22 protein-coding genes are annotated in these 20,215 nt (G+C 58.3%); 10 read left to right on the top strand and 12 right to left on the bottom strand.

The genetic code is table 11. The annotated features are described in order from the left end of the window. The coding region (locus AC1XOS_RS02415; protein WP_481960621.1) for a sulfatase/phosphatase domain-containing protein at nt 1-660 on the top strand (660 nt) is incomplete at its 5' end. Between the two features lie 9 nt (nt 661-669). Here AC1XOS_RS02415 and AC1XOS_RS02410 read toward each other — a convergent pair. The 4 genes from AC1XOS_RS02410 to AC1XOS_RS02395 all read right to left on the bottom strand — a co-directional run bounded on the left by AC1XOS_RS02410 (nt 670) and on the right by AC1XOS_RS02395 (nt 5,727). Then, nucleotides 670-2,400, bottom strand: a complete 1,731-nt coding sequence (locus tag AC1XOS_RS02410; RefSeq protein WP_481960620.1) for a CRTAC1 family protein — start codon at nt 2,398-2,400, stop codon at nt 670-672. Further along, nucleotides 2,397-3,602 carry a tetratricopeptide repeat protein gene (locus tag AC1XOS_RS02405; RefSeq protein WP_481960619.1) on the bottom strand — a complete coding sequence of 402 codons (1,206 nt, stop codon included), beginning with the start codon at nt 3,600-3,602 and terminating at the stop codon, nt 2,397-2,399. The genes AC1XOS_RS02410 and AC1XOS_RS02405 overlap by 4 nt, the downstream gene beginning before the upstream one ends. A gap of 293 nt (nt 3,603-3,895) precedes the next feature. Next, nucleotides 3,896-4,687: a DUF1559 family PulG-like putative transporter gene (locus tag AC1XOS_RS02400; RefSeq protein ID WP_481960618.1), complete on the bottom strand. Its 792-nt coding sequence runs from the start codon at nt 4,685-4,687 to the stop codon at nt 3,896-3,898. Between the two features lie 23 nt (nt 4,688-4,710). Then, nucleotides 4,711-5,727 (bottom strand): LacI family DNA-binding transcriptional regulator, encoded by a 1,017-nt coding sequence (locus AC1XOS_RS02395; protein WP_481960617.1) that lies wholly within the window; start codon nt 5,725-5,727, stop codon nt 4,711-4,713. Between the two features lie 91 nt (nt 5,728-5,818). On the opposite strand from AC1XOS_RS02395, the gene AC1XOS_RS02390 reads away from it, so the two are divergent. Next, nucleotides 5,819-6,700: a phytanoyl-CoA dioxygenase family protein gene (locus tag AC1XOS_RS02390; RefSeq protein ID WP_481960616.1), complete on the top strand. Its 882-nt coding sequence runs from the start codon at nt 5,819-5,821 to the stop codon at nt 6,698-6,700. Here AC1XOS_RS02390 and AC1XOS_RS02385 read toward each other — a convergent pair. The 6 genes from AC1XOS_RS02385 to AC1XOS_RS02360 are packed head-to-tail and all read right to left on the bottom strand — an operon-like array spanning nt 6,660 to nt 10,740. Beyond that, a complete protein-coding gene (locus tag AC1XOS_RS02385; RefSeq protein WP_481960615.1) occupies nt 6,660-7,208 on the bottom strand; it encodes an HD domain-containing protein in 549 nt (182 codons plus the stop codon). The genes AC1XOS_RS02390 and AC1XOS_RS02385 overlap by 41 nt on opposite strands. A gap of 24 nt (nt 7,209-7,232) precedes the next feature. Further along, on the bottom strand, nt 7,233-8,972 hold the full coding sequence (locus AC1XOS_RS02380) for a S1/P1 nuclease (RefSeq protein WP_481960614.1): 1,740 nt from the start codon (nt 8,970-8,972) through the stop codon (nt 7,233-7,235). Beyond that, nucleotides 8,969-9,364 (bottom strand): DUF6941 family protein, encoded by a 396-nt coding sequence (locus AC1XOS_RS02375; protein WP_481960613.1) that lies wholly within the window; start codon nt 9,362-9,364, stop codon nt 8,969-8,971. The genes AC1XOS_RS02380 and AC1XOS_RS02375 overlap by 4 nt, the downstream gene beginning before the upstream one ends. Further along, entirely contained in the window at nt 9,361-9,612 is a 252-nt protein-coding gene (locus AC1XOS_RS02370; RefSeq protein ID WP_481960612.1) for a hypothetical protein, read from the bottom strand. Before AC1XOS_RS02370 ends, AC1XOS_RS02375 begins: the two co-directional genes overlap by 4 nt. Then, nucleotides 9,609-9,854, bottom strand: coding sequence for a hypothetical protein (locus AC1XOS_RS02365; protein WP_309709817.1), 246 nt, complete (start codon nt 9,852-9,854; stop codon nt 9,609-9,611). The genes AC1XOS_RS02370 and AC1XOS_RS02365 overlap by 4 nt, the downstream gene beginning before the upstream one ends. 22 nt (nt 9,855-9,876) lie before the next feature. Beyond that, the gene (locus tag AC1XOS_RS02360) at nt 9,877-10,740 is read right to left on the bottom strand and encodes a sugar phosphate isomerase/epimerase family protein (RefSeq protein ID WP_481960611.1); all 864 of its coding nucleotides are present in this window, start codon (nt 10,738-10,740) and stop codon (nt 9,877-9,879) included. A gap of 37 nt (nt 10,741-10,777) precedes the next feature. On the opposite strand from AC1XOS_RS02360, the gene AC1XOS_RS02355 reads away from it, so the two are divergent. The 6 genes from AC1XOS_RS02355 (at nt 10,778) to AC1XOS_RS02330 (ending at nt 16,147) form a co-directional block, all read left to right on the top strand. Next, nucleotides 10,778-11,185, top strand: coding sequence for a hypothetical protein (locus AC1XOS_RS02355; RefSeq protein WP_481960610.1), 408 nt, complete (start codon nt 10,778-10,780; stop codon nt 11,183-11,185). Between the two features lie 114 nt (nt 11,186-11,299). Continuing rightward, a complete protein-coding gene (locus tag AC1XOS_RS02350) occupies nt 11,300-12,364 on the top strand; it encodes an SPFH domain-containing protein (protein ID WP_481960609.1) in 1,065 nt (354 codons plus the stop codon). Then, on the top strand, nt 12,361-13,464 hold the full coding sequence (locus tag AC1XOS_RS02345) for a TFIIB-type zinc ribbon-containing protein (RefSeq protein ID WP_481960608.1): 1,104 nt from the start codon (nt 12,361-12,363) through the stop codon (nt 13,462-13,464). The genes AC1XOS_RS02350 and AC1XOS_RS02345 overlap by 4 nt, the downstream gene beginning before the upstream one ends. A gap of 165 nt (nt 13,465-13,629) precedes the next feature. Then, entirely contained in the window at nt 13,630-14,766 is a 1,137-nt protein-coding gene (locus AC1XOS_RS02340) for a phosphopentomutase (protein WP_481960607.1), read from the top strand. Nucleotides 14,767-14,783: 17 nt separating this feature from the next. Continuing rightward, the gene (locus tag AC1XOS_RS02335; protein WP_481960606.1) at nt 14,784-15,761 is read left to right on the top strand and encodes a DNA/RNA non-specific endonuclease; all 978 of its coding nucleotides are present in this window, start codon (nt 14,784-14,786) and stop codon (nt 15,759-15,761) included. Next, entirely contained in the window at nt 15,758-16,147 is a 390-nt protein-coding gene (locus AC1XOS_RS02330; RefSeq protein ID WP_481960605.1) for a nuclease A inhibitor family protein, read from the top strand. Before AC1XOS_RS02335 ends, AC1XOS_RS02330 begins: the two co-directional genes overlap by 4 nt. Before the next feature lie 55 nt (nt 16,148-16,202). Here the strand turns inward: AC1XOS_RS02330 and AC1XOS_RS02325 are convergent, their stop codons facing one another. Next, entirely contained in the window at nt 16,203-17,192 is a 990-nt protein-coding gene (locus tag AC1XOS_RS02325) for a Gfo/Idh/MocA family protein (protein WP_481960604.1), read from the bottom strand. A gap of 115 nt (nt 17,193-17,307) precedes the next feature. Between AC1XOS_RS02325 and AC1XOS_RS02320 the strand changes: the two genes are divergently transcribed. Beyond that, entirely contained in the window at nt 17,308-18,312 is a 1,005-nt protein-coding gene (locus tag AC1XOS_RS02320) for an FIG domain-containing protein (RefSeq protein ID WP_481960603.1), read from the top strand. Next, nucleotides 18,312-19,283, top strand: coding sequence for a UTP--glucose-1-phosphate uridylyltransferase (locus AC1XOS_RS02315; RefSeq protein ID WP_481960602.1), 972 nt, complete (start codon nt 18,312-18,314; stop codon nt 19,281-19,283). Before AC1XOS_RS02320 ends, AC1XOS_RS02315 begins: the two co-directional genes overlap by 1 nt. Here the strand turns inward: AC1XOS_RS02315 and AC1XOS_RS02310 are convergent. Next, entirely contained in the window at nt 19,280-20,173 is an 894-nt protein-coding gene (locus tag AC1XOS_RS02310) for an aldo/keto reductase (RefSeq protein WP_481960601.1), read from the bottom strand. The genes AC1XOS_RS02315 and AC1XOS_RS02310 overlap by 4 nt on opposite strands. Nucleotides 20,174-20,215: the final 42 nt, after the last annotated feature.

Here is a 20,215-nt window from a genome sequence, read left to right as displayed (position 1 = left end):
TTCCCCACGATGAGCGAGGCGGACAAGCTCAAGTGGAAGTACCAGCGCTACTTAAAAGACTATCTGCGCTGCGTGCGCGGCGTGGACGAGAGTGTTGGGGAGCTTCTGGACTACCTGGACAAGAGCGGACTGGCGAAAAACACCATCGTGATCTACGCCTCCGATCAGGGTTTCTATCTGGGCGAGCACGGCTGGTTTGACAAGCGCTGGATGTTCGAGGAGTCTCTCAAGATGCCGTTTCTGATCCGCTGGCCCGGCGTGATAAAGCCCGGCTCACGGCCCGAGGCGATGATCCAGAACATTGACTACGCCGCGACATTCTTGGAGATGGCCGGAATCCCCGCGCCGCCTGAGCTTCAGGGCGAGAGCCTTGTCCCCGTTCTTAAGACCGGCAAGACGCCTCAAAACTTTCGCAAGGCGATCTACTACCGATACAGCGGTGAGCAGACCCACAATGTCGCCCCACACGATGGCGTCCGCACGGAGCGCCACAAGCTCATCTACTTCCCCAGCACCAAAGAATGGAATCTTTTCGATCTCAAGCGCGACCCAAGCGAGCTGCGCTCCGTGCATAGTGAGGCGAGCTATGCCCAAACTCTTGCAGAGCTAAAGGCGCTCTACAAAAAGCTAAAGGCAGAGTACAAAGCGCCCGAGTGGTAACAGTAGCCCCTACTTCGCACGAAATGGTGTGGTTTGAGTGATGCTCTCGCCCTCGGTGAGGGTGTAGAGCACACCAGCGGAGACATCGGCGAGCTTGTCTACCGTGCCACTGGGCCAGTGAACCTCAACATTGGTGGCTTTGGTGGCACTGCCTAAACCAAAGTAGACGCGCTGGTCGCTGGCGGAGAGGTAGCTGGAGCCTGCACGAACCCAGTCGGTGTGTACAGCGCCTGTGCTGTCGGTGAGGATGATCTTGGCGTGACACCCGTTTCGATTCGATTTTCTGCCGATGAGCTTAAAGCCAATCATCGCGTTCTTGCCGACGCCTCGGTTCCGAAAGAGCTGCGCGGGGTCGTTCTGGTTGGTTGCAAGCGCATCAAGCCAGCCGTCGTTATCAAAGTCACCGATGGCAAGGCCACGTGAGATAACAGGCTTGTTCAGGTCGCCCAGAAGCGTGGCGTCCTCGATCGGTAAAAACGTCCCGTTGGCCTGGTTGCGGTAGAGCCGCTTAGGCTGCTTAAGTCCCACAGAGAGCTTCGGGTCCACAAAAAGCTGAACGTGACCATTGGACATCATCAGATCTAGCCAGCCATCGGCGTCGTAGTCTATAAACTCGCAGCCAAACGAGAGATACTTCATGTGGGCAGAAGCAACCCGTGATGTATCCGCGACGTTCTCAAACAGCCCGTCTCCTTGATTCTTAAAGAGCGTGTTAGGCATCCCCGCAAAGCTTGTCACAAACAGGCTCGCGTGGCCGGTTCGGTTGTAGTCTCCAATCCCAATCCCCATCCCCGCCATCAGGGAGCCATTCTCAGCATAAGCACACCCGGCCTCAGAAGCCACGTTCTCAAAAACACCGCCGCCTTTGTTGTGCCAGAGCATGTTGGGGGTTAGGTCATTGGCAACAAAGATGTCCTGCTTGCCATCTTCATCGTAGTCTATAAAAGCCACGGCAAGGCCACGGCCCTTACTCTTGTTTATTCCGGAGCGCTCACTCACATCCGTAAAGCGTGTGCCATCGTTGTGGAAGAGCTGGTGGACATCGGACTCGTAGATCTCCGGGGTGCAGTAGTCGCGCTGCCGCTGGGCATTTGTGCAAGGCTTATCCGTCGCGGGCGACCAAGGGCCGTAGTAGCAAACATAGAGGTCGAGCTTGCCATCGTTATCATAGTCACCAAATGCCGCGCTGGTGGCGTAGCCCGTGGAGTGTGTCTTGTCCAGCCCCCGCTTTGCCGTGACATCCGTAAACTTCCCCGTGCCTTTCTCATTACGAAAAAGAAAGTTATGGGGTGTGCTAGTGACGAAAATATCGTCGTAGCCATCGTTGTCGTAGTCAGCCACAGCGATCCCATGCGCGTAGCCGAGATCTTTATCGAAGCCGGAGCCCGCCGTGGCTTCGGTAAACGCACCTTCGCCGTTGTTGCGAAAGAGCGCACAGTGGGGCCGCTCGCCCTTAAGCTGATCCGGCGACGAAGCTCCCCCTGGCTGAACCAGAAAAAGATCTAAGTTGCCATCATTGTCAAAGTCAATAAAGCCTCCCCCAGAAGGCGTGCTCTCAATAAAATAAAAACGTCCTCCTGAGACCCCCGTGTTCGCCGTAAAACGCACCCCGGCTTTCGGCGCCACATCCTCAAAGAGTGCATTCGGTGAGGCTATAAGCGGCGCTTTGGGCGGCTCGGGCTTGGGCGTGCAGCCCATGATCAAACAAAGTGCGAGAGCTCCCCCAATCAGCTTTCTCATGGTTTTTCACTCTTTCCAGCCTCTTGCTGCTCTTTTTGGGCACGCCGTAGCTCCCCCAGCTTCTCCACCAGATCCTGGCGCTTCTCTTCTTGCTTGATCAATTGCTTCCATGCGGCACTCACTTCAGGATCGCCCGGCTTAAGTTTCTCTGCATGGTCCAGATAAACACGAGCATTGAGAAAGTTCCCGATGCGCAGACAGAAAAGTCCCGTCTCTTTGAAAAGCGCCGCATTTTTGTTATCCACCGCACAGCGCTTCATCAGCCCACGCATCTTGTCATCATCACGTCGTATGGCCTCAAAGCGCTCACGGGCCTGTGCGGCCTTTCCAGGCTGTTTGGCCTGCATGTAGGCACTGGCAAGCTCAAACTGCAAGTCCATCTTACGCGGCATCTTCTTAGCAGCATCTTCGAGATAGACCAGCGCCTCAGCAGGCTGGTGAAGTCTCAGGTAGAGTTTGCCAAGATAGAGGCGTGGAAAGAGGGCACTTGGCTCCAGATGAAGTGCTTCTTGAAAAAACGCAATGGCTTTCTGTGTGCCTGTGGGTGTCGTATCGGAGCGAAATGCAAGAATCCCCTCAAAGGTCGCGGCGAGATGACTCTGAGGAGCGAGCTTTCGAAAGCGAGCGATCAGCGGGCGAGCATCATCATCTCGTTTACGCTCCAAAAGTGCCTGGCAGTATTTCTCTAAGAAATCAGTATCGTTTGGCAGTAGTCGTACAAGTTTCTCAAGGGCTGCAAGCTGTTTATCACGCATGCCTCCTGCGCCCGCAAGTGCTGCAATAACAGCGAGTGAGGGAACATGTTCCGGGGTGCGCTTAAGCTCCTTCTCTGCCTCTTCAAACGCGGCAAGTTCACGACGCATCCCCAGAAACGCAATCGCTAGCCGCCCGTGTGCCTCAGGAGTCTCAGGAGCAAGCTCAACCAATCGGATCAGGCAGCGTACCGCATTCGCAGAATCATTCTTGCCAAAGTAGTACTCCCCTAGCAGTGCCCATGCCTCGCTGTTACGTGGCTCCGCAGCCACAGCTTTCTCCCACTCTTTAGCAGCCGCATCGAAATCACCTCTCTCCGCAAACCGTGTCCCTTTGGAGAAGTATGCTTGTGCTTGTGTATTGCCCTTAAACGGCAAGGGAGAAAGCCAGAGTGCAACCGCAATCCCCAAGAGTGCAAGAGCACCTGGAAGCAACCAGCGACGTTTCATAGGACTTTATCGTACCGTAAAATGAAAAATGTACTGGGGCTTTAGGCAAAGCCCCAGTACAGCGGAGTTAGAGGTGTTCTCTAGCGTCCACTCTGCTTACGCATCTGCTCACGTTGTTCGGGAGTCATCGTGCGTGGATCCCCCATACCATCAGGCCGTACCATTTTCCTAGGCTCTAAGGCTCCGGGAGGTGTCTCCGCTTCCTTTGGGCCACAGCCCATAACGAAACCGAGAGCACAGAGAGCAAGTAAACATAAGATTCGGTTTTTCATTGGTAGTTTCTTCCTTCGTTCTTAGCGTAGGCGAGCACAGATTCCACCATTACCAACAGTATCAGCACTGGGATAGGTAAAGTTACCATCATCAGCAACGACGTTTCGGTTGCCTGGTACTTGGCTAGGATTGATCTCCCACATATTTCTATTGAGTGGGATAATCGTCTGCTTCCACTTCAGCGACTTGGCATGTCCATCGGCGAAGATCCAGTTGGCTGGTGTCCCCGAGTTCGGTGCAGCCGCGTTGCCGAAGTGCTGGTAAGCACGGTTCTGATCGCACGTCCCTCCGATAATTCCGTAGCCCATATCTACGGTAGGATCGTAGTAGTTGGCTTCGCCGATCAGCACAAGATCCGCTGGTGCCGTGATGGTCGCTTCACTAAGCAGGGTTGCCCCCCAGCCCCAATCAGCGGGAACCCAGCTTGTGGCGATAGCATTCATACCGTAGCCACTGGCCATCCTTCCACCTGGCGCAAAGGCCGCACCTGCACCATCACGACGACGGCCTGCGGGGTTGGATGGACACGCGTAGACATCCACACTTTTGATGTAGGGGAAAATCGCATTGCGCCAGTTGTAGTCAAAACCAATAAAGGAGCAGCGGGGAAAGGTCTCATCGTAGTCTTGTGTGTACATCTTCAGCCCCATACCAAGCTGTCGCATGTTCGACAGACACGCAATAGCGCGCGCGCGCTCACGGGCTTGCGCAAAAACAGGGAAGAGAATAGCGGCGAGAATCGCGATGATAGCGATCACCACAAGAAGCTCGATTAGAGTAAAGGCGGTCTGCCTCTTGGTCGTATTAAACATAGTTCTTTCTTTCTTGGGGAGTTTTATTTTTCTAGTAAGTGTGTGCTCTCTTTTTTTGAGGAACCTCGGGTTGACTCGCGCCACCGTAGGATAGTAGGTAGGACGATTGTTTCGACGGAAACCGTGGGATCTTGAAGCCGCCGCTCGAGAAGCCGCCAGGCTTGCCGACAAACTTCACTGGTAGGAACGGCAATCGTGGTGATCGGACATGCCTGGTAGAGTGTCTCTTCCAGCCCATCACAGCCCAGAAGCTGGACATCCTCGGGCATGCGTAACCCCAGATCGTAGAGACCACGAGCGCACCCCACCGCCACTTCATCGTTGTGACAGAGCAGAGCTTCCGGGCAGCCTTGGCGAGCAATATACTCTGTGATCGTACTTCGAGCCGCTTGGCGCTGCTGCACGGGAAGTGGGATCAGCTCTATAGGAAGCGACGCCTCATCCAAGACCGCAAGATAGGCTTCCATGCGCGGGTCGGGCAGCGCGACGTCCATGTCCGTCAGAAATGCGATGCGCTTTGCTCCTTGCGCAATCAATCGCCGGAGTGCGGTCTCCAGGGAGGGCTTTAGGTCAATGCCCACATAGTCCACTTGAGCGCCAGGATGGTAGGCACCGATTGCCACCATGGGGATACCGAGCCGTGCGGGGATCGTATCGCTGTAGAACATGTCACAGGAGATCACGGCATCAAACGTCCAGGGAAACGCACTGTGGAGGTCCGCGTCATCTCGCGGGATTGTCTGGGTGCTGAGCAGTAAGTGGTAGCCATGCCGCATCGCCTCATCACTGAGCTGACGCGCAAGCCCCGTATAGTAGGGCAAGAGTGAGTCTGCACACCAGAACGCCACACAAAACGAGGCTCCCTTAACCAGCGAGCGTCCCAAAAGATTAGGACGGTAGCCTAGCCTCTCTGCTGCAGACTGTACTTGAAGCCGAGTCGCCGGGGAGACGAGCAAACTATCTTCGCGATGCAAAGCCCGCGAGACGGTCGCCACCGAAACCCCAAGATCTTCCGCAATATCGCGTAGCCGTGTCTTCATTGCAAACGTTTACTATTTCCCTTAATCAGAGATCATACCAGTCCCTTTTTCTTTAAGCAAGGTATACTTTTCCGCAAAGGAAGTTGTAATCATGCAAGTACAACCATCAGACATTGAAGTCTTCGCAGAGTCGCTGGATATTGCGAAAGCGGCAGCGATCTACGCCGAGCACGGCTGCTTAGTCGTGCGCGGGTTGATGAAGCCCTATATCGAGGCGATTGCCCGCGAAGTCGAGCAAGTAGCCGACACGGCACGCTCGCTCTATGAGCAGGCAAAAGAAGTGCCGGGAATTGGGTGGACAACGCCGGACGGGACGCTCTGGATAAAAGCCCCCGGCAGCTACAACCGTGATAAACAGATCATGGTACTTGCGCTGCGCTACACCACCAGCGGCGCTTTTTTACAGTCTGCTATGGATAAAACCACCGTGGATCTTGTCGAGGCCGTACTTGGTCCCAATATCGAGCTCTTTTTGGACGGCCAGTGCCTCTACAAAGAGCCCGTCGGCGGGCACACGAAGAACCTCCATCAAGACAGCGCCTACTTCGAGCACCGCTTTGAGGGCCCGATGGCGAGCCTGAACTATGTTGTGGATACGGACTTGGTCAACGGGGCGCTCCATGTGGTGCCCGGCTCCCACAAGCTCGGGCAGCTCACGCACATTGACACATTCTCGCACTTGGGCCTCGACCCAGACGAGTGGCCGTGGGAAAAATCTCTCCCCATCTGTGGCAAGGCAGGCGATGCGATCTTCTTTCACTACCGCTGCATTCATGGAAGCAAAGAGAACCACTCGGAGAAGCCAAGGCCTGTCTTTATCCACCGCTACCGCCGCCCCGATGACTATGTCACGATCAGCGCCGCAACGGCATCTGCCCGTGAGGAAGCGGAGAAGCACGCCGCTGAGGTCAAGAAGCAAAACCAGCAGGGGCTCATGGTGCGTGGCGTGCGAAAATGGGAGCCTCCGACATAAGCCCCACTCGTTCTGCCTGAAGGCTCGTGCGTGCTCGCGCTTCCCGCTCGGGAAACGTGCCGAAGTAGAGCCGAGGTCGCTGTAAAAATCGCTCCAGCACGGCGGCACGCCCTGCTCGGTAGGCATCGTCAGGCACATGGCAGTACTCTTGGCGAATGAGACGGGCATAGCACCGGTAGGTTCGGGGTGGCGCTCCGAGAATCCAGAGGTCGGCGTCTAAAAGCAGGCGCATGTCCTCACCGTCGTCTAAAGGCTCGTGCTTTTTGGTGGCAAGAATAAGCTGCTGCGCCCGCGGGTCGGAGACTAGTGCGGCGCTCTGCTCCTCATTGTCGTGGGCCTTTGGGTCGTAGACCGCATCGTGCCAGAGTGCCGCCAGAAGTAGCGAAGGCGGGAGTGTTGGGCCACACCACCGAGTCAGTGCCCCCAAAACGGCTCGCAGGTGCCGCACGGTGTGGTAGCACCGGTGCGGCTCCGAGTAGCGCTGCAAAACCTCAGGAGGGATCTGCATCGGGATACTCCTCAGCGGATATCACTACTTCTCCGTGGGAGCCGCCACGTGGCGCATCGTGAAGTTGAGAACATCGCGCAGGTGCTCGTCCCAGTACGGCCAGGTGTGGGCACCATCGAACTCGGAAAACTCAAACGGGAGGCCCTTTTCCAGAAGACGGCGCTCCATGTCGCGGTTCATCTGGATCAAAAAATCGTCCTTACCACAGTCGAAGTAGAGCGCCGGGCCACGCCACTCGCCCTTGCTTCCCGTGAGCTTGGCAATTTTCGGCCAGATCGCACCGGTGGTGTACAGTGTGTCGGTGTTGGTGGGGAACATCTTCTGGACAAAGTTCATGATCGGCTTGCCCTCTCCCCACTCGACCACACCCGAGAGCGATGCTGCTGCGCAGAACTTGGTCGGGTTGTCTATTGCCAGGTGCCAGGAGCCGTAGCCTCCCATCGAGAGACCGGCTATGGCGCGGCCCTCGCGCTTGTTGATCGTCCGAAACGTGCCCTCCACTTCGGGCATCAGCTCTTTCTCAAAATAGGTCTGCCAGCTTCCAAAGCCGGGTGAGTTCTGGTAGAACGAGTCGCCCTGGGAGTCAGGGAGCACCACGATCAGCGGCAGGTCGGCCAGATACGCGGCGGTTCCGGCGTTCTTGAGCCAGTCCGTGTGCTTCCCAAACGCGCCATGCAGTAAGTACAGCACCGGGTAGCGCTTGGTATTGCCCGACTCCCAGTATCCTTTGGGCAGAAGCACGGTGCACGGGACAAACTTGCCCAGCGCCTCCGACTCGATATGGAGTGTGATCGCCGTTTTTCGCGCCACCGCTTTTTGCTCATCGGTGACCACGGGCATGAACGGCGGTGGGGTCTGGCCGCGAGGGGTGAACTCGGGAGCGTAGGGCAGGCTGCTGTTTTTCGCTTGGAAGCCTGCGGGTGGCACCGGGCGCCCCGCCTCTTGCCACGCGCTTTCGAGCAGGCTTGCCAGCGCCACCCCACCCATTTCGAGCCGCCTGATGGCAATCGGCTTGGCTGCGGGCGTAAAAGCACTCCAGTAGGCATCGCTAAACGTATCCCCCGCCGCCGCCGCACTGGCTTTCTTGTCAATAGCCAGGATAGTGGGAACTTCGTTGATGCTGGCTTGCAAGATCGAAAACATGGTCGCGACGGAGTCTTTGTCTTTCGTCAGCGAGATTTTCCCCGGCTTCAGCTCGGAATACGCCACGCTTTTCTCCAGCATCACGGACTCAAAGCGGGCATGGATGCCTTTCTGCGAGGGCTCTGAGAGCTGGCCATCGTAGTTTTCGGTGGCATGAAACGGTACATGGGCATCGCCGACATAGTGCGAGAGATAGGCTGCCTGCACCATGGCATCGTCCCAGCGCTTCTCACGCATCGCCATGACCAGCAGGCCGTAGACCCGCCGCACCGTCCACGGGTTCATGCCATCGCTGCGCAGCTTCATGTAGTCGCTGATCTTTTGGACGGCGGCAAAGTCTTGGGGGATTTTACTGAGATCGGAGCCAAAGCCAAAGCGCTCGCCGTCTAAAAAATGCCGTCCTGCCTCGGCATGATCGGGCCGGTTGCGCCAGCGATCTGGGTGCGACGAGGAGGCGGCAAACCAGTCTTTATTGAGGAGCATCAAGGTCTTGAGTGGGGAGGCAGGCAGCGTGTCCACCGCGAGCTTGGCAACATAGGTATGGCCGACTCCGCCCCAGGCATGGGAAACCGAAGCGACCGCAACGGTCGCCAAAAGCGAAAAAGCGAGTTTTTTTATCATCGTCGTAGTCCCTGCTGGGTGATCGTTAATCGGAGGCGCTGGAGCGTGGTTTCATTGTGGCGGATTTCGAGAGTATGGATTCCAAAACTATGGAAAGTGAGATCTAGTGTCGGCAAGAGCTTCGCCGTCACGGCTTCGTCATCGGTAGGAAGCGTGAAGTCCAGCCAGTTCGGTGAGTCGAGTGCGAGGCCGTTGGGCGAGAGCAGGTGGAACTCCAGGCGGCACGCTTGCCCCCGGTCGGCCTCGTCAAGCTCTAAGTTGAGAAAGAGTGGCATCTTCTCCAGCGTGACCGGCAGGCCCGGAAACCCAAAGCCCTCCGAGAGTCCGCAGAGGTCAATCCCATTCTCCCCCTGCCGCACGCCGTCCACAAAAACCGCACAGGAAATCGTCACTTCTTCTCCCCTCCATAGCGCTGCCGGTAGCGGATCAAGTTCTTCACCAGGATCGTTCCCGTCACAGCGGCGTAGGCCACGGCAATAAGTAGCACCATCCAAGCAAAGTGCGGCTCGGCCTGAAAAGCGGCAAACGTGATCCAGCCAAAAGCCCCCAATCCCACCAGGAAGCGCAGAGAAAATGCCATCAGGATCATCTGATCTCCGGCCTTGGTGGGCTTTGGCCGTGCTCGCTGTGGGCGCATCATTGTCGCTGTGCCTCTCGCTGCTGGGCGAGCTTCTCGACACGCTCCGCACTCAGCTTTTTCCAGAGCACGATGGTCGTCCGGTGGAGCCAGAGCGAGCCCAGCGAGAGTACCACCACAGAAGTCCAGCTTTTTTGCACCAGGCTAAAGACCACCATGATATTGACCACGAGGCAAAGAAAGAAGCGTCCCAGCAGATGCAACAGATCCGCCGGGTCAGTGATAGGCTCAGCACGTTTTGGCATGGCTATTATGGTACCGCATTGCCTACGCCGCGTCCCACGCTTCTTGGGCGAGACGGGTCATCAGGAGGCCCTGCTCCCAGCGGTCGGAGATCTCTTTACCATCGGGGGTGGTGATGGCGTAGCGCGGGGGGCCAAGCTCCGATGAGAATGGCAAGATATCCCCCGGGCCTGCGCCCGCTTTCCAGCTCGTCATTGCCAGGGTCCAGAGCTTCACGAAAAAGCGTGCCCAGGGCGTGGTACCATCGCCGCAGTCCACTTGTACCTGCTCACCATTGCTGATACGCCCATGGACATGCGCGACGCGCTCCAGAATCGGCAGCATCCGCTCGTGGGCTCTTTCCTCCTCCCAGCCGTAGAACTCACCAACCACCACGAAGTGCGATAGATCCGCCGTGATACGAATCTCGGGGACGCGCTCGATCAGAGCAAGTGTTTGGGGGATCGTCTCCGTGAAGTTCCCTCGGTGCGTCTCCACAAAGTAGCAGAGCCCGGCCTCATTGGCGACTTTCCGGCCTTCGGTGACCAGCTTGGCGACGGTATCTACAGGCGTGTAGGCATCGGCGGGCTGCGCCATGATATAGTCCGCCCCGACCCGAACGGCCCGCGCAATCAGCTTCTGCGTGTCTTCGATTTTATAGGGCCGGTGCCCCAGCGCGAGCCGCAGCCCGTGACGTTTGAGTGCCTCGGTGACCTCTTTCTCGTTTTCGTCACTGAGCCAGCACTCGACTCCCTCGAGCCCTGCCGCCTTGCAGTGCGCGAATTTTTCGTCAAGCGTCCACTCCGTCGCCGCGTTCATCGGGAGCTTTGTCATCCCCCAGAGTGTCTGCTGCACCCGCAAGCGCGGAGCGTGGCTTGAGCCATCGTTGAGCCTCTCAAAAGCTGCCATCGTTAAAATCGTCCTCCGGAGTGAGTATACTCGCTATATGGATGACTCCGCAGAGGTAGGGCACATCGGGGAGCCCGAGCTAACCGACGAGCAACAAGAACAAGTCCCGCCGACCGCCGCAGAGCTGGTGGTGATGGGACTGGCGACACTCTTAGATGCCTTTGAGAAAGAGCTAGCCGAGGACGAGTCCACGCAGGCGCTCGTCACGACTCCCACGGGCGAGATTCTAGATGTAGACGGCTTTGGCTCCGCGCTCCCGGACTTTGTCTACTTCGATGGCCGTGACGAAGAGGGCCGCAAGACCCGCACCATTCTCACTAGCAGCACAGCAACACTCACCCTCAAGGCGATCCACACACCGGAAAATCACGGCACCGAAAGCCGCGGGCGCGTGGGTTTCCGCATCCGCACCGCCCTCCCCGAAAACACACCACCAGACGTCTGAAAAACCCTAAACCGTCCGCATCTGTGAGCCACACGCTCCGCTTAATGATTACGGCTGCAACCAGATAAAAGGAAAGACTGTCTGAGTTAGTGAACACACTCTCAGGAGAACAATATGGGACTTTTTGATGCGATTCGCGGCCAGTTTGTCGATGTCGTTGAGTGGCTTGATGACACGCAGGATACGCTCGCCTTTCGCTTTGAGCGGCAGGGCAACGAGATTAAGAACGGCGCGAAATTAATCGTCCGCCCGGGACAGACCGCCGTCTTTGTCAACGAGGGCCAGGTTGCCGACGAGTTTGGTGAGGGAACCTACACGCTCTCGACCCAGAACCTGCCGATCCTCACGACCCTGAAATCTTGGCCACACGGCTTCAACTCTCCGTTTAAGGCCGAGGTATATTTCTTCAACACGCGCCAGTTCACCGGCCTCAAGTGGGGCACGCCCCACCCGATCACGCTCCGTGATCCGGAGCTTGGCCCCGTGCGCCTGCGCGCTTTTGGCACCTACTCGATGCGCATCGGCCACGCCGCCACGCTCCTGCGCCAGCTGATCTCCACCAACCCAAGCTTCGAGACCGACGATGCCGCCGACCAGCTCCGGGCGTTCATGACCACGCACTTTGCCCAGTGGATCGGCAAGGGCGAGATCGGGGTCTATGACTTAGCCGCGCACTACACCCAGATCGGGGATGCGATGCGGGTCGCGCTCCAGCCAGACTTTGCGCAGTATGGCCTGGAGGTGATGCACATTCTCATCGAGAGCGTGAGCCTGCCGCCCGAGGTCGAGGCCGCGATTGATAAGCGCACCCAGATGGGGATCTTAGGCGACATGAACCGCTACACCCAGTTCCAGGCCGCTAACGCCATTGAAGCCAGCGCCAACAACCCCGGTGGGGGCAATCCCGCACTCGATCTGGCAATGGGAATCGCCATGGGCAACCAGCTTAATAACAGCATGCAACCCCCCTCCTCTCCGCCCCCTCTGCCACAAGCCGCGTGGTTTATCGGCGTGGACGGCAAGCAGGAAGGCCCGTTTGATCTCACGGCGCTGGCGCAGAAAGGCATCGGGCGAGAGACTCTCGTGTGGAAGCAGGGCATGGCGGGCTGGGAAGCGGCGGGAAGTGTCGCCGAGCTGGCAAGCGTCTTTGCCAATGTCCCCCCGCCCCTGCCGAAATGAGATACCCGTGCCCCGGTTGCTCCGCCGACTTAGAGTTCGATCCGAAGGCGGGGCAGCTCAAGTGCCCGTACTGTGGGACGGAAGTCTCGGTGCCGACGGAGAATACGGCGCGGGTGATTCGTGAGAATGACCTGCATGCCTATCTCACACCCGATGCCGCACGCCTAGCACGCCTGGCCGAGAACGCGGTCGAGGTGGCGTGTGAGAGCTGCGGCGCGGTCACGGAGTTCACGCCGCCGGAAGTGGCGGGATTCTGCCCGTTCTGCGCTGCGAAGATCGTCGCGCAGCCCATTGCCGCCGATCCCCTGATTGCGCCAGAGGCTGTCTTGCCTTTTGCGGTTCCCAAGAAAGATGCCCAAGTCGCCGTCAAAAAATGGCTAGGGTCGCGCTGGTTTGCCCCGAGTGCGCTAAAGAACATGGCCCGCCAAGACGGCATTGCCGGGGTCTATCTCCCGCACTGGACCTATGACTCCCAGACCCAGAGCCGCTACCGAGGCCAGCGCGGTGAGCACTACTGGGAGACCGAGCGCTATAGCGAGACCGATCAGAATGGGCGCATTGTCTGGAAGGAGCGCCAGGTTCAGAAAACGCGCTGGTACCCTGCCTCAGGAACCGTTGCTCGCTTCTTCGATGATATTCTCGTGGCCGCCACAGGCTCGGTGAGCGAGACCCGCCTGCGAGGCTTGGAACCCTGGGATCTCAACGCGTTGGTTTCTTATGAGCCTGCCTACCTCTCTGGCTTTAAAGCGCAGCGCTACCAAGTGGATCTCGGAACGGGCTTTGAGAGTGCCAAGGAGATCATGTCCGGCGTGATCCACTCCGACGTCTGCTCCGATATCGGCGGCGATGAACAGCGCGTCCACAGCATCCAAACCGCCTACTCCGACGAGACGTTCAAGCATATTTTACTGCCTGTCTGGATTGCGGCCTACCGCTTTGAGGGCAAGGTCTTTCAAGTGCTCATCAACGCCCGCACCGGCGAAGTCCAAGGCGAGCGCCCGTACAGCATCTGGAAGATCGCCGGAGCGGTGCTCTTTGTTATCGCCGCCATCGCGCTGTTTGTCTGGTGGCAACAGGGGCAAGAAAAACCGCAGGTGTAGTCCCCCGTTGGAGAGTCCCGCCCGTTGGAGGGGCGGGACTAACGAGCCTCGTCCCTCGGCTACAAAGGCCGTTCCGGCCATACCGAATTTTCTCATGGCCGGAACGGCCTTTGTAGCGCCGCGCTCTCCAGCCACCCCGTTCCAACCGGGGTGGTACCCTAACGTATGCGTCGTTTTTTCTTGATCGTTCTCGATGGCTGTGGCTGTGGCGAGCTCCCTGATGCGCTTGACTATGGGGCGGGCGATCTGGGCTCCCACACGCTTGCCAATACCGCAAAGGCCGTGGGTGGCGTGCGCTTGCCTACTCTGGAGCGGCTCGGTCTAGGGAATCTTGCCGAGCTGGCCGGGGTTGCGGCGATTCCCGATGCGCCAAGCCACTGGGGGCGACTGGCAGAAATCAGCAAGGGCAAGGACACGGTCACGGGCCACTGGGAGATGATGGGCGTGATTACCAATCCCGCGTTTCCGATCTACCCCAACGGCTTCCCAAATGACCTAATCGCAGCTTATGAGGCGGCGATTGGCACCAAAACCCTGGGGCACTACCCGGCATCCGGAACGGAGATTCTGAGGCAGCTTGGCGAGGAGCATCTGCGCACGGGCTATCCCATTGTCTACACATCGGCGGACTCGGTCTTTCAAGTGGCGGCGCACGAGACACACTTTGGGCTGGAGCGGCTCTACCAAATCTGCGAGATTGCGCGGGCGACCCTGCCGCTCTGCCGGGTGATCGCACGGCCTTTTGTGGGCGAAAGCAGCGAGACATTTCGGCGCACCGAGAATCGCAAAGACTGGCCCCTGCCGCCGCCTCACCCCACCACGCTCGACCGGCTCTCGGAAGCGGGCAAGAGAGTGCACTTTATCGGCAAGACCTGCGAGCTGTTCCCCGAAGCGCCTGACCAGCGCCGTGAGCTGACGACCAACAACCCCGCCCACTGCGCCGCGCTGGTAAATGCCGTTCAGCACTCCGACGCGGACTTTATCTTCGCCAACCTCGAAGACTTCGACATGCTCTATGGCCACCGCAACGACCCGGTCGGCTTTGCAAGATTACTGGAGGAGCTCGATGCGTGGCTCGGCGCGGACTTTCTGCCACACCTGCGCCCTGGTGATCTCGTCGGAATCACCGCAGACCACGGCAACGACCCCACCACGCCCTCCACCGATCACAGCCGCGAGTATGTCCCGCTACTGCTCTTCGGCCCCAGCATCACCGCCCCACAAAACCTCGGCGATATTCCCTGTTTTAATTGGTGGAGCGATGCACTTCTGAGGTATCTTGTAGACGGAGAGATGCCTTGAAACGCTATATTTTCTGTTTGCCTCTAATAGGTCTGTTCCTCACAGGCTGCCCTAAGTCTGCACCGCCGCCGCCGCCGAGCACGACGATAACAAACAGCCGTCCGGCGAACTCAAAGCCGGGGGATCTTTTGGGGAAGTCTTCGCAGCCTTCGTCGGGAGGCGCAAGTGCCACTGCCGACGATCCCCTGACGGTTCTGGGCAACCCAGACGACGCCACGGAGTCGCCGCGCAACCAAGATCACTTTCTGATGGCGCGGCCTCAGATGACGCTCTCTTATAACAACACGCTTCGCTTTCCCAACTGGGTCGCCTGGCACTTAAAAGCAGGTGATATTGGGGAGGCGGAGCGCAGCAACTTTATCCCTGACCCGAATCTGCCCGCAGGGTTTGAGGCCATCACCACACGCGACTACAGTGGCTCTGGCTATGACCGTGGTCATAACTGCCCCAGCAAAGATCGCACAGCGAGTGCCGAAGATAACCAGGTGGTGTTCTACATGACCAACATCACCCCGCAGTTTCACGAGATGAACGGTGGTCCTTGGGAATCTTTGGAGTCCTACTGTCGCAAGCTCGCGCAGGAGGGCAATGAGCTTTATATTCTCTGTGGCCACGGTTTTGAAAACAAGCGCTTCAAGACCATCGGAAAAGATGATATCGCGGTGCCGGACTTTGGCTGGAAAGTCGTGCTCGTGCTCCCCGAAAAAAGTGGCGATGATCGGGCACGCATAGATGAAAACACGCGGGTGATCGCCGTTAAGATGGAGAATACCAAGAGCATCTCGGGGCCTTGGGATAACTTTATTACGACGGCGGCGGAGCTGGAGCAAGCCACGGGGCTTCGGTTCTTCAAGGGCTTGCCGGACTCGGTTGCCACTGCACTAAAACAAAAGCGTGATGAGGGAGTCAATAGCTTCACGTCGGGGCCGGGTGGTTTTAAGAAAAGCAATCGGCGCAGCAGTGGCGGCAGCTTTGGCTCAGGAGGGCGACGATGAGTCTTTTAAGCGAGCTTCGTAGCGCCGTGCGTGGACTGATTTTCATGAGTGAGTCGGACGCGCCGCTCAAGCCCTTTGTCTGGAAAGGCGTGGTGATTGACTCGGCGGCGGCGCTGCTGACACACCTGGAAAAAGATGCCACCCTACCGGTTCAGGAAGTGGCATTAGAGAAGTTCTTCGCCCCGATGACCACGCCCCAAAGCGGGGATGACGACGAAGCCAAGGCAGATCGCGTGCGCTTCCAGGCACTGGTCGCTCAGCTCGCCACGCTGACCGAGACGCGTGTCTTTCGGCTAGGTTCCGGGCCGGAGATCACGGTCTATGTGGTGGGAAAGACCCACGACGGTAGCGCCGCCGGGGTCTCCACACAGCTCACGGAAACCTAATTGTCCCCCCGTCCGGGTACCCCGCGAAGCGAGGGTGGTGGGGTTAGGGGGGAGGTTAGTTCATTGTCACGGGAGCGCCGCCGAGCTTGGCGCTCTCCCAGGCAGCTTCGGTCATCTCGATGGTGCGCAGGCCACAGAGCGGCGGTGCACCGACATCGTTCTTACCCAGAATCGCACCGACAAAGTTCTCGTCGATGTTCTGTGTTCCGGGCAGGTTGTTGCCGTCCATGATAGTCCGCACGTTCTTGTCATCCACAATCGTCAGCTGGCCGTTGCGGTAGAAGAACGCCCCACGCTCACACCAGATTGAGATATCCTCGTGCCAGCCGACAACCGTATCGCCAATGACTGTGACATTGCCCAGCGCGCCATTGGTAAAGCGGATCGAGAGCGCGGAGTCAATGTCCACCGGCGTGCCTCTAAAGTCTTGGAACGCCGCCACTTGAGCGACCGTCAGGCCCGTGGTGTAGAGCAGAATATCCACAAGGTGCGAGCCCGAGTCGTTGATCTGACCACCACCCGAGAGCGCGGGGTCTTGGCGCCACGAGCCCGCCGTTCCGTTCTTCCAGCTCTGCGACTGGAGCGCATTGAGCGAGGTCACCTGGCCCATCTCACCGCTGGCGATCTTGTCACGGATCAGCTTGAACTGCCCCATCGAGTGCCGTTGGTACGCCAGCGCGAAGACTTTCTCATAGCCTTCGAGGGCCGTGAGGAGCGTGTGTGCCTCTTGGACATTGCTGACCATCGGCTTCTCTAAGAGCACATGCTTCTTGGCCGCGATGGCATCGAGCGCCTGTGGCCCGTGTTGCGTGTGGGGCGTGCAGATCTCCACGGCATCTACTTCGTCCAGTGCCAAGAGCTCTTTCCAGTCCGCCGTGTTGAGTACTTTTGCGCTGGCGAGCTTGGGGAAGCTTGCCACACAGCGCTTGATTTGCTCTGCATCGGGGTCCTGAAGCGCCACAACTTCCACGCCCTCAATGCGTGCCAGCTGCCCTAAGTGGTGCCGCGCAATCCCGCCGCATCCGATCATTCCAATACGGATCATTCCGTTGTTCCTCCACACTCCCTCTTCGGCACGCTTTGGGGAAGTTCCTGCTCGCTCTCCGTAGCGCTCTAGAGAACTAGACAAAATGTCTAAAAAAGGCCATAATACGTAAAGTATGTTAAAGAAATCACCGGAGCACTATGTCGAGCGGCTACGAAGCTTGCAAGACGCGATGCAGACCCGGCTGCTCGCCGATGTAAAAGCCCAAGAGGAAGCCGCTACAGAAGCACTCTCTGGCGTTGCAGATGTCCGTGGCGGGGACACGATCTACCAGATTGATGCCCACGCCGATGAAGTCCTGCATGAGTTCTGCACCGAGTGGGCAAGAGAAGCGCCCTTGGTGCTGATCTCCGAGGGGATCGAGGGCGCGGGCTGGCAGGTCTTCCCCGAAGGCGCTGATGAAGCCGAGGCCGAGTTCTTGCTGATTGTGGACCCGATTGATGGGACGCGCAATATCATGTACAACAAGCGCTCCGCTTGGGCACTAGCCGGGATCGCACCCAATAAGGGCCGCGCGACCACACTCGCCGATATCGAAGTTGCCGTCATGACCGAGCTCCCCACGACCCGGGCGCTTCTCGCAGATCAGCTCTGGGCGATAAAAGGCCAGGGAGCGCACCGTGAGACGAAAAATCTTGTGACCGGCGAGCGCAGAGAAGTGCCGATAAAGCCGTCGCGCTCCGAGTCACTAGCACATGGTTTTGCCAGCCTGGCCAAGTTTTTCCCGCCTGCCAAGGGTGCCACCGCAACACTGGAAGAGAAGCTGATGCTCGCTGTGGCCCCAGAAGACGGTGAGAACCCGGTGGTCTTCGATGACCAGTACATGTGCACCGGCGGACAGCTCTATGAGCTCATGGTGGGCCATGATCGTTTTATCGCGGACCTGCGGCCCGTGTTCTTTGGCGTACTTGGCCTGCCCCCCAAGCTTGTCTGCCACCCGTATGACATCTGCACCGAGCTAATCGCTCGCGAGGCTGGTGTCTTTGTTACGGATGAGATTGGTGCGGCTCTCTCTGCCCCACTGGACATCCGTGCGGCAATAAGCTGGTGTGGGTATGCAAACTCAACACTGAAAGATCAAATTGAGTCCAAGCTACAAAGGCTTTTGGAGGAGCTCTGATGGGAATTGTGCGTAAGGCGGTGATTACGGCGGCGGGACGGGGAACCAGGCAGTTTCCAGCTACCCGCTCCATTCAGAAAGAGATGCTCCCACTGGTGGACCGCGATGGCGTGACCAAGCCCACCATCCAGATCATTATCGAAGAGTGCCTGGCATCGGGGATCGAGGATATTTGTATTGTCGTCTCGCCGGGCGGTGCCAAGCCTTTCAAAGACCACTTCACGCGCCTCAGGGACGATGAGCGCAAGATTTTTAAGGGCAAAGAGTGGGCACTAGCGCAAGCGGACTCCTTGCGTCGGATTGAGGAGCGCATCACCTATGTCGAGCAGCCGACTCCGGAAGGCTACGGCCACGCGGTCTACCAGGCTAAAGACTTCGTGGGCGACGAGCCGTTTCTGCTACTACTGGGTGATCATGTCTATATCTCCAATAGCAAGAAGCGCTGCGCCCAGCAGGTGATGGACACCTATGCCGTGACTCAGTGTGCCGTCTCTGCCGTCCAGCAAACCCCCGACGACCACCTGCACCTATTTGGAACGGTCAAGGGCACACGCCTTGGGCAGGGCGACCCCCCCATCTACGAGGTGGAACAGATCATGGAAAAACCTTCCATTGACTATGCCGCCGAGCACCTTCAGACGTCTGGTGTGAAGCGTGGCTACTACCTCTGCTTCTTCGGGATGCATGTCTTCCCGCCCACACTTTTTGACTGCCTCGCGCACCATATTGACAACAATATCCGTGAGAAAGGCGAGATCCAGCTTACCAGCAGCCAGGAGATGCTACGCTCGCAGGAGCGCTATGTTGCCGTCGAGACCAGCGGCGAGCGCCTGGATATGGGGGTGCCGCTGGGCTACATCGAGACCCAGACCGCCCTCGCCCTCTCGGGTGTGGACCGCACCGAAGTCCTCGCGACGCTGCTGCGGCAAGTCGCCAAGTCCGCTGCCAAAGAGCCCTTCGGCCAGGTTTAAACCTGGCCTGACCAGTCATCCTGCGCCACGGCTTGCCAGTGGGTACGGATGGCTTCGTAGTCGGCGGCGGGGAGCGGGCCTTTTTGTGCTAGTGCCGCATTGCCCACCCAGCGCTCGGGGTTCTTCGTTCCCACAATCGCTGTTGTCACTCCGGGCACAGTGAGCGTGAAGCGCAGGGCACGCTCGATACTCAGGTCTTCATAGGCAAGGGTTTGGAGGCGCTGCCAGTAGGGCCTAGAGTAGGCGGGGCACTCGTCCTCGGTGGGCCACTTCCAGCAGGCATTGGCGATGGGGCGCTTGGCGATAATCCCAAGCCCCACTTCTGCCGCTGACTTCACCCAGCGCGAAATTCCCCGCTGATCGGCGAGATTGATGCTGGTTTGGAGCGTGTCAAAAGCGCCGCAAGAGACAGCGTACTCAGCGGCCTCGTTCTCACCGCTGTAGCCGATAAAGCGCGTCTTTCCAGCCGCTTTGGCCGCTTGCAGCGCCGCGATCACATCACCTTGCTGGAGAATCGATAAACCGCAGGAGTGGAGCTGCACCAAGTCTAGGTAGTCGGTCTTGAGGCGTGTGAGACTCCGTTCGATGCCAGCGGTGATTAGCTCAGGTGTCCAGTCGTCGTGGTCCAGCCCCGCCCTATGGCCGCCCTTGGTAAAGAGAAAAAACTCGCTACGGCGGTGGCTTACGGCCTGACCAATAAGAGACTCGCTGGCCGTCTCGCCAGAGCCGTAGCACTCTGCCGTGTCAATCACATTCAGCCCCGCATCCAGCGCCGAGCCCAGGAGCCGTGCCGTCTGCTCCACGCTCGCCTGCTCAAAGCCAATCTCCGCGCCCCCAAATCCCAGCACGGAGATCGGCATTCCCGTACGACCCAAAACTCGCATTTCCATAGAGTCTATGGTACCGCGAAAAACAAAAAGCCCCTGCCAGAG

This window comes from Armatimonas sp. (assembly GCF_964826245.1).
This window is presented reverse-complemented; position numbering and strand designations above follow the sequence as displayed.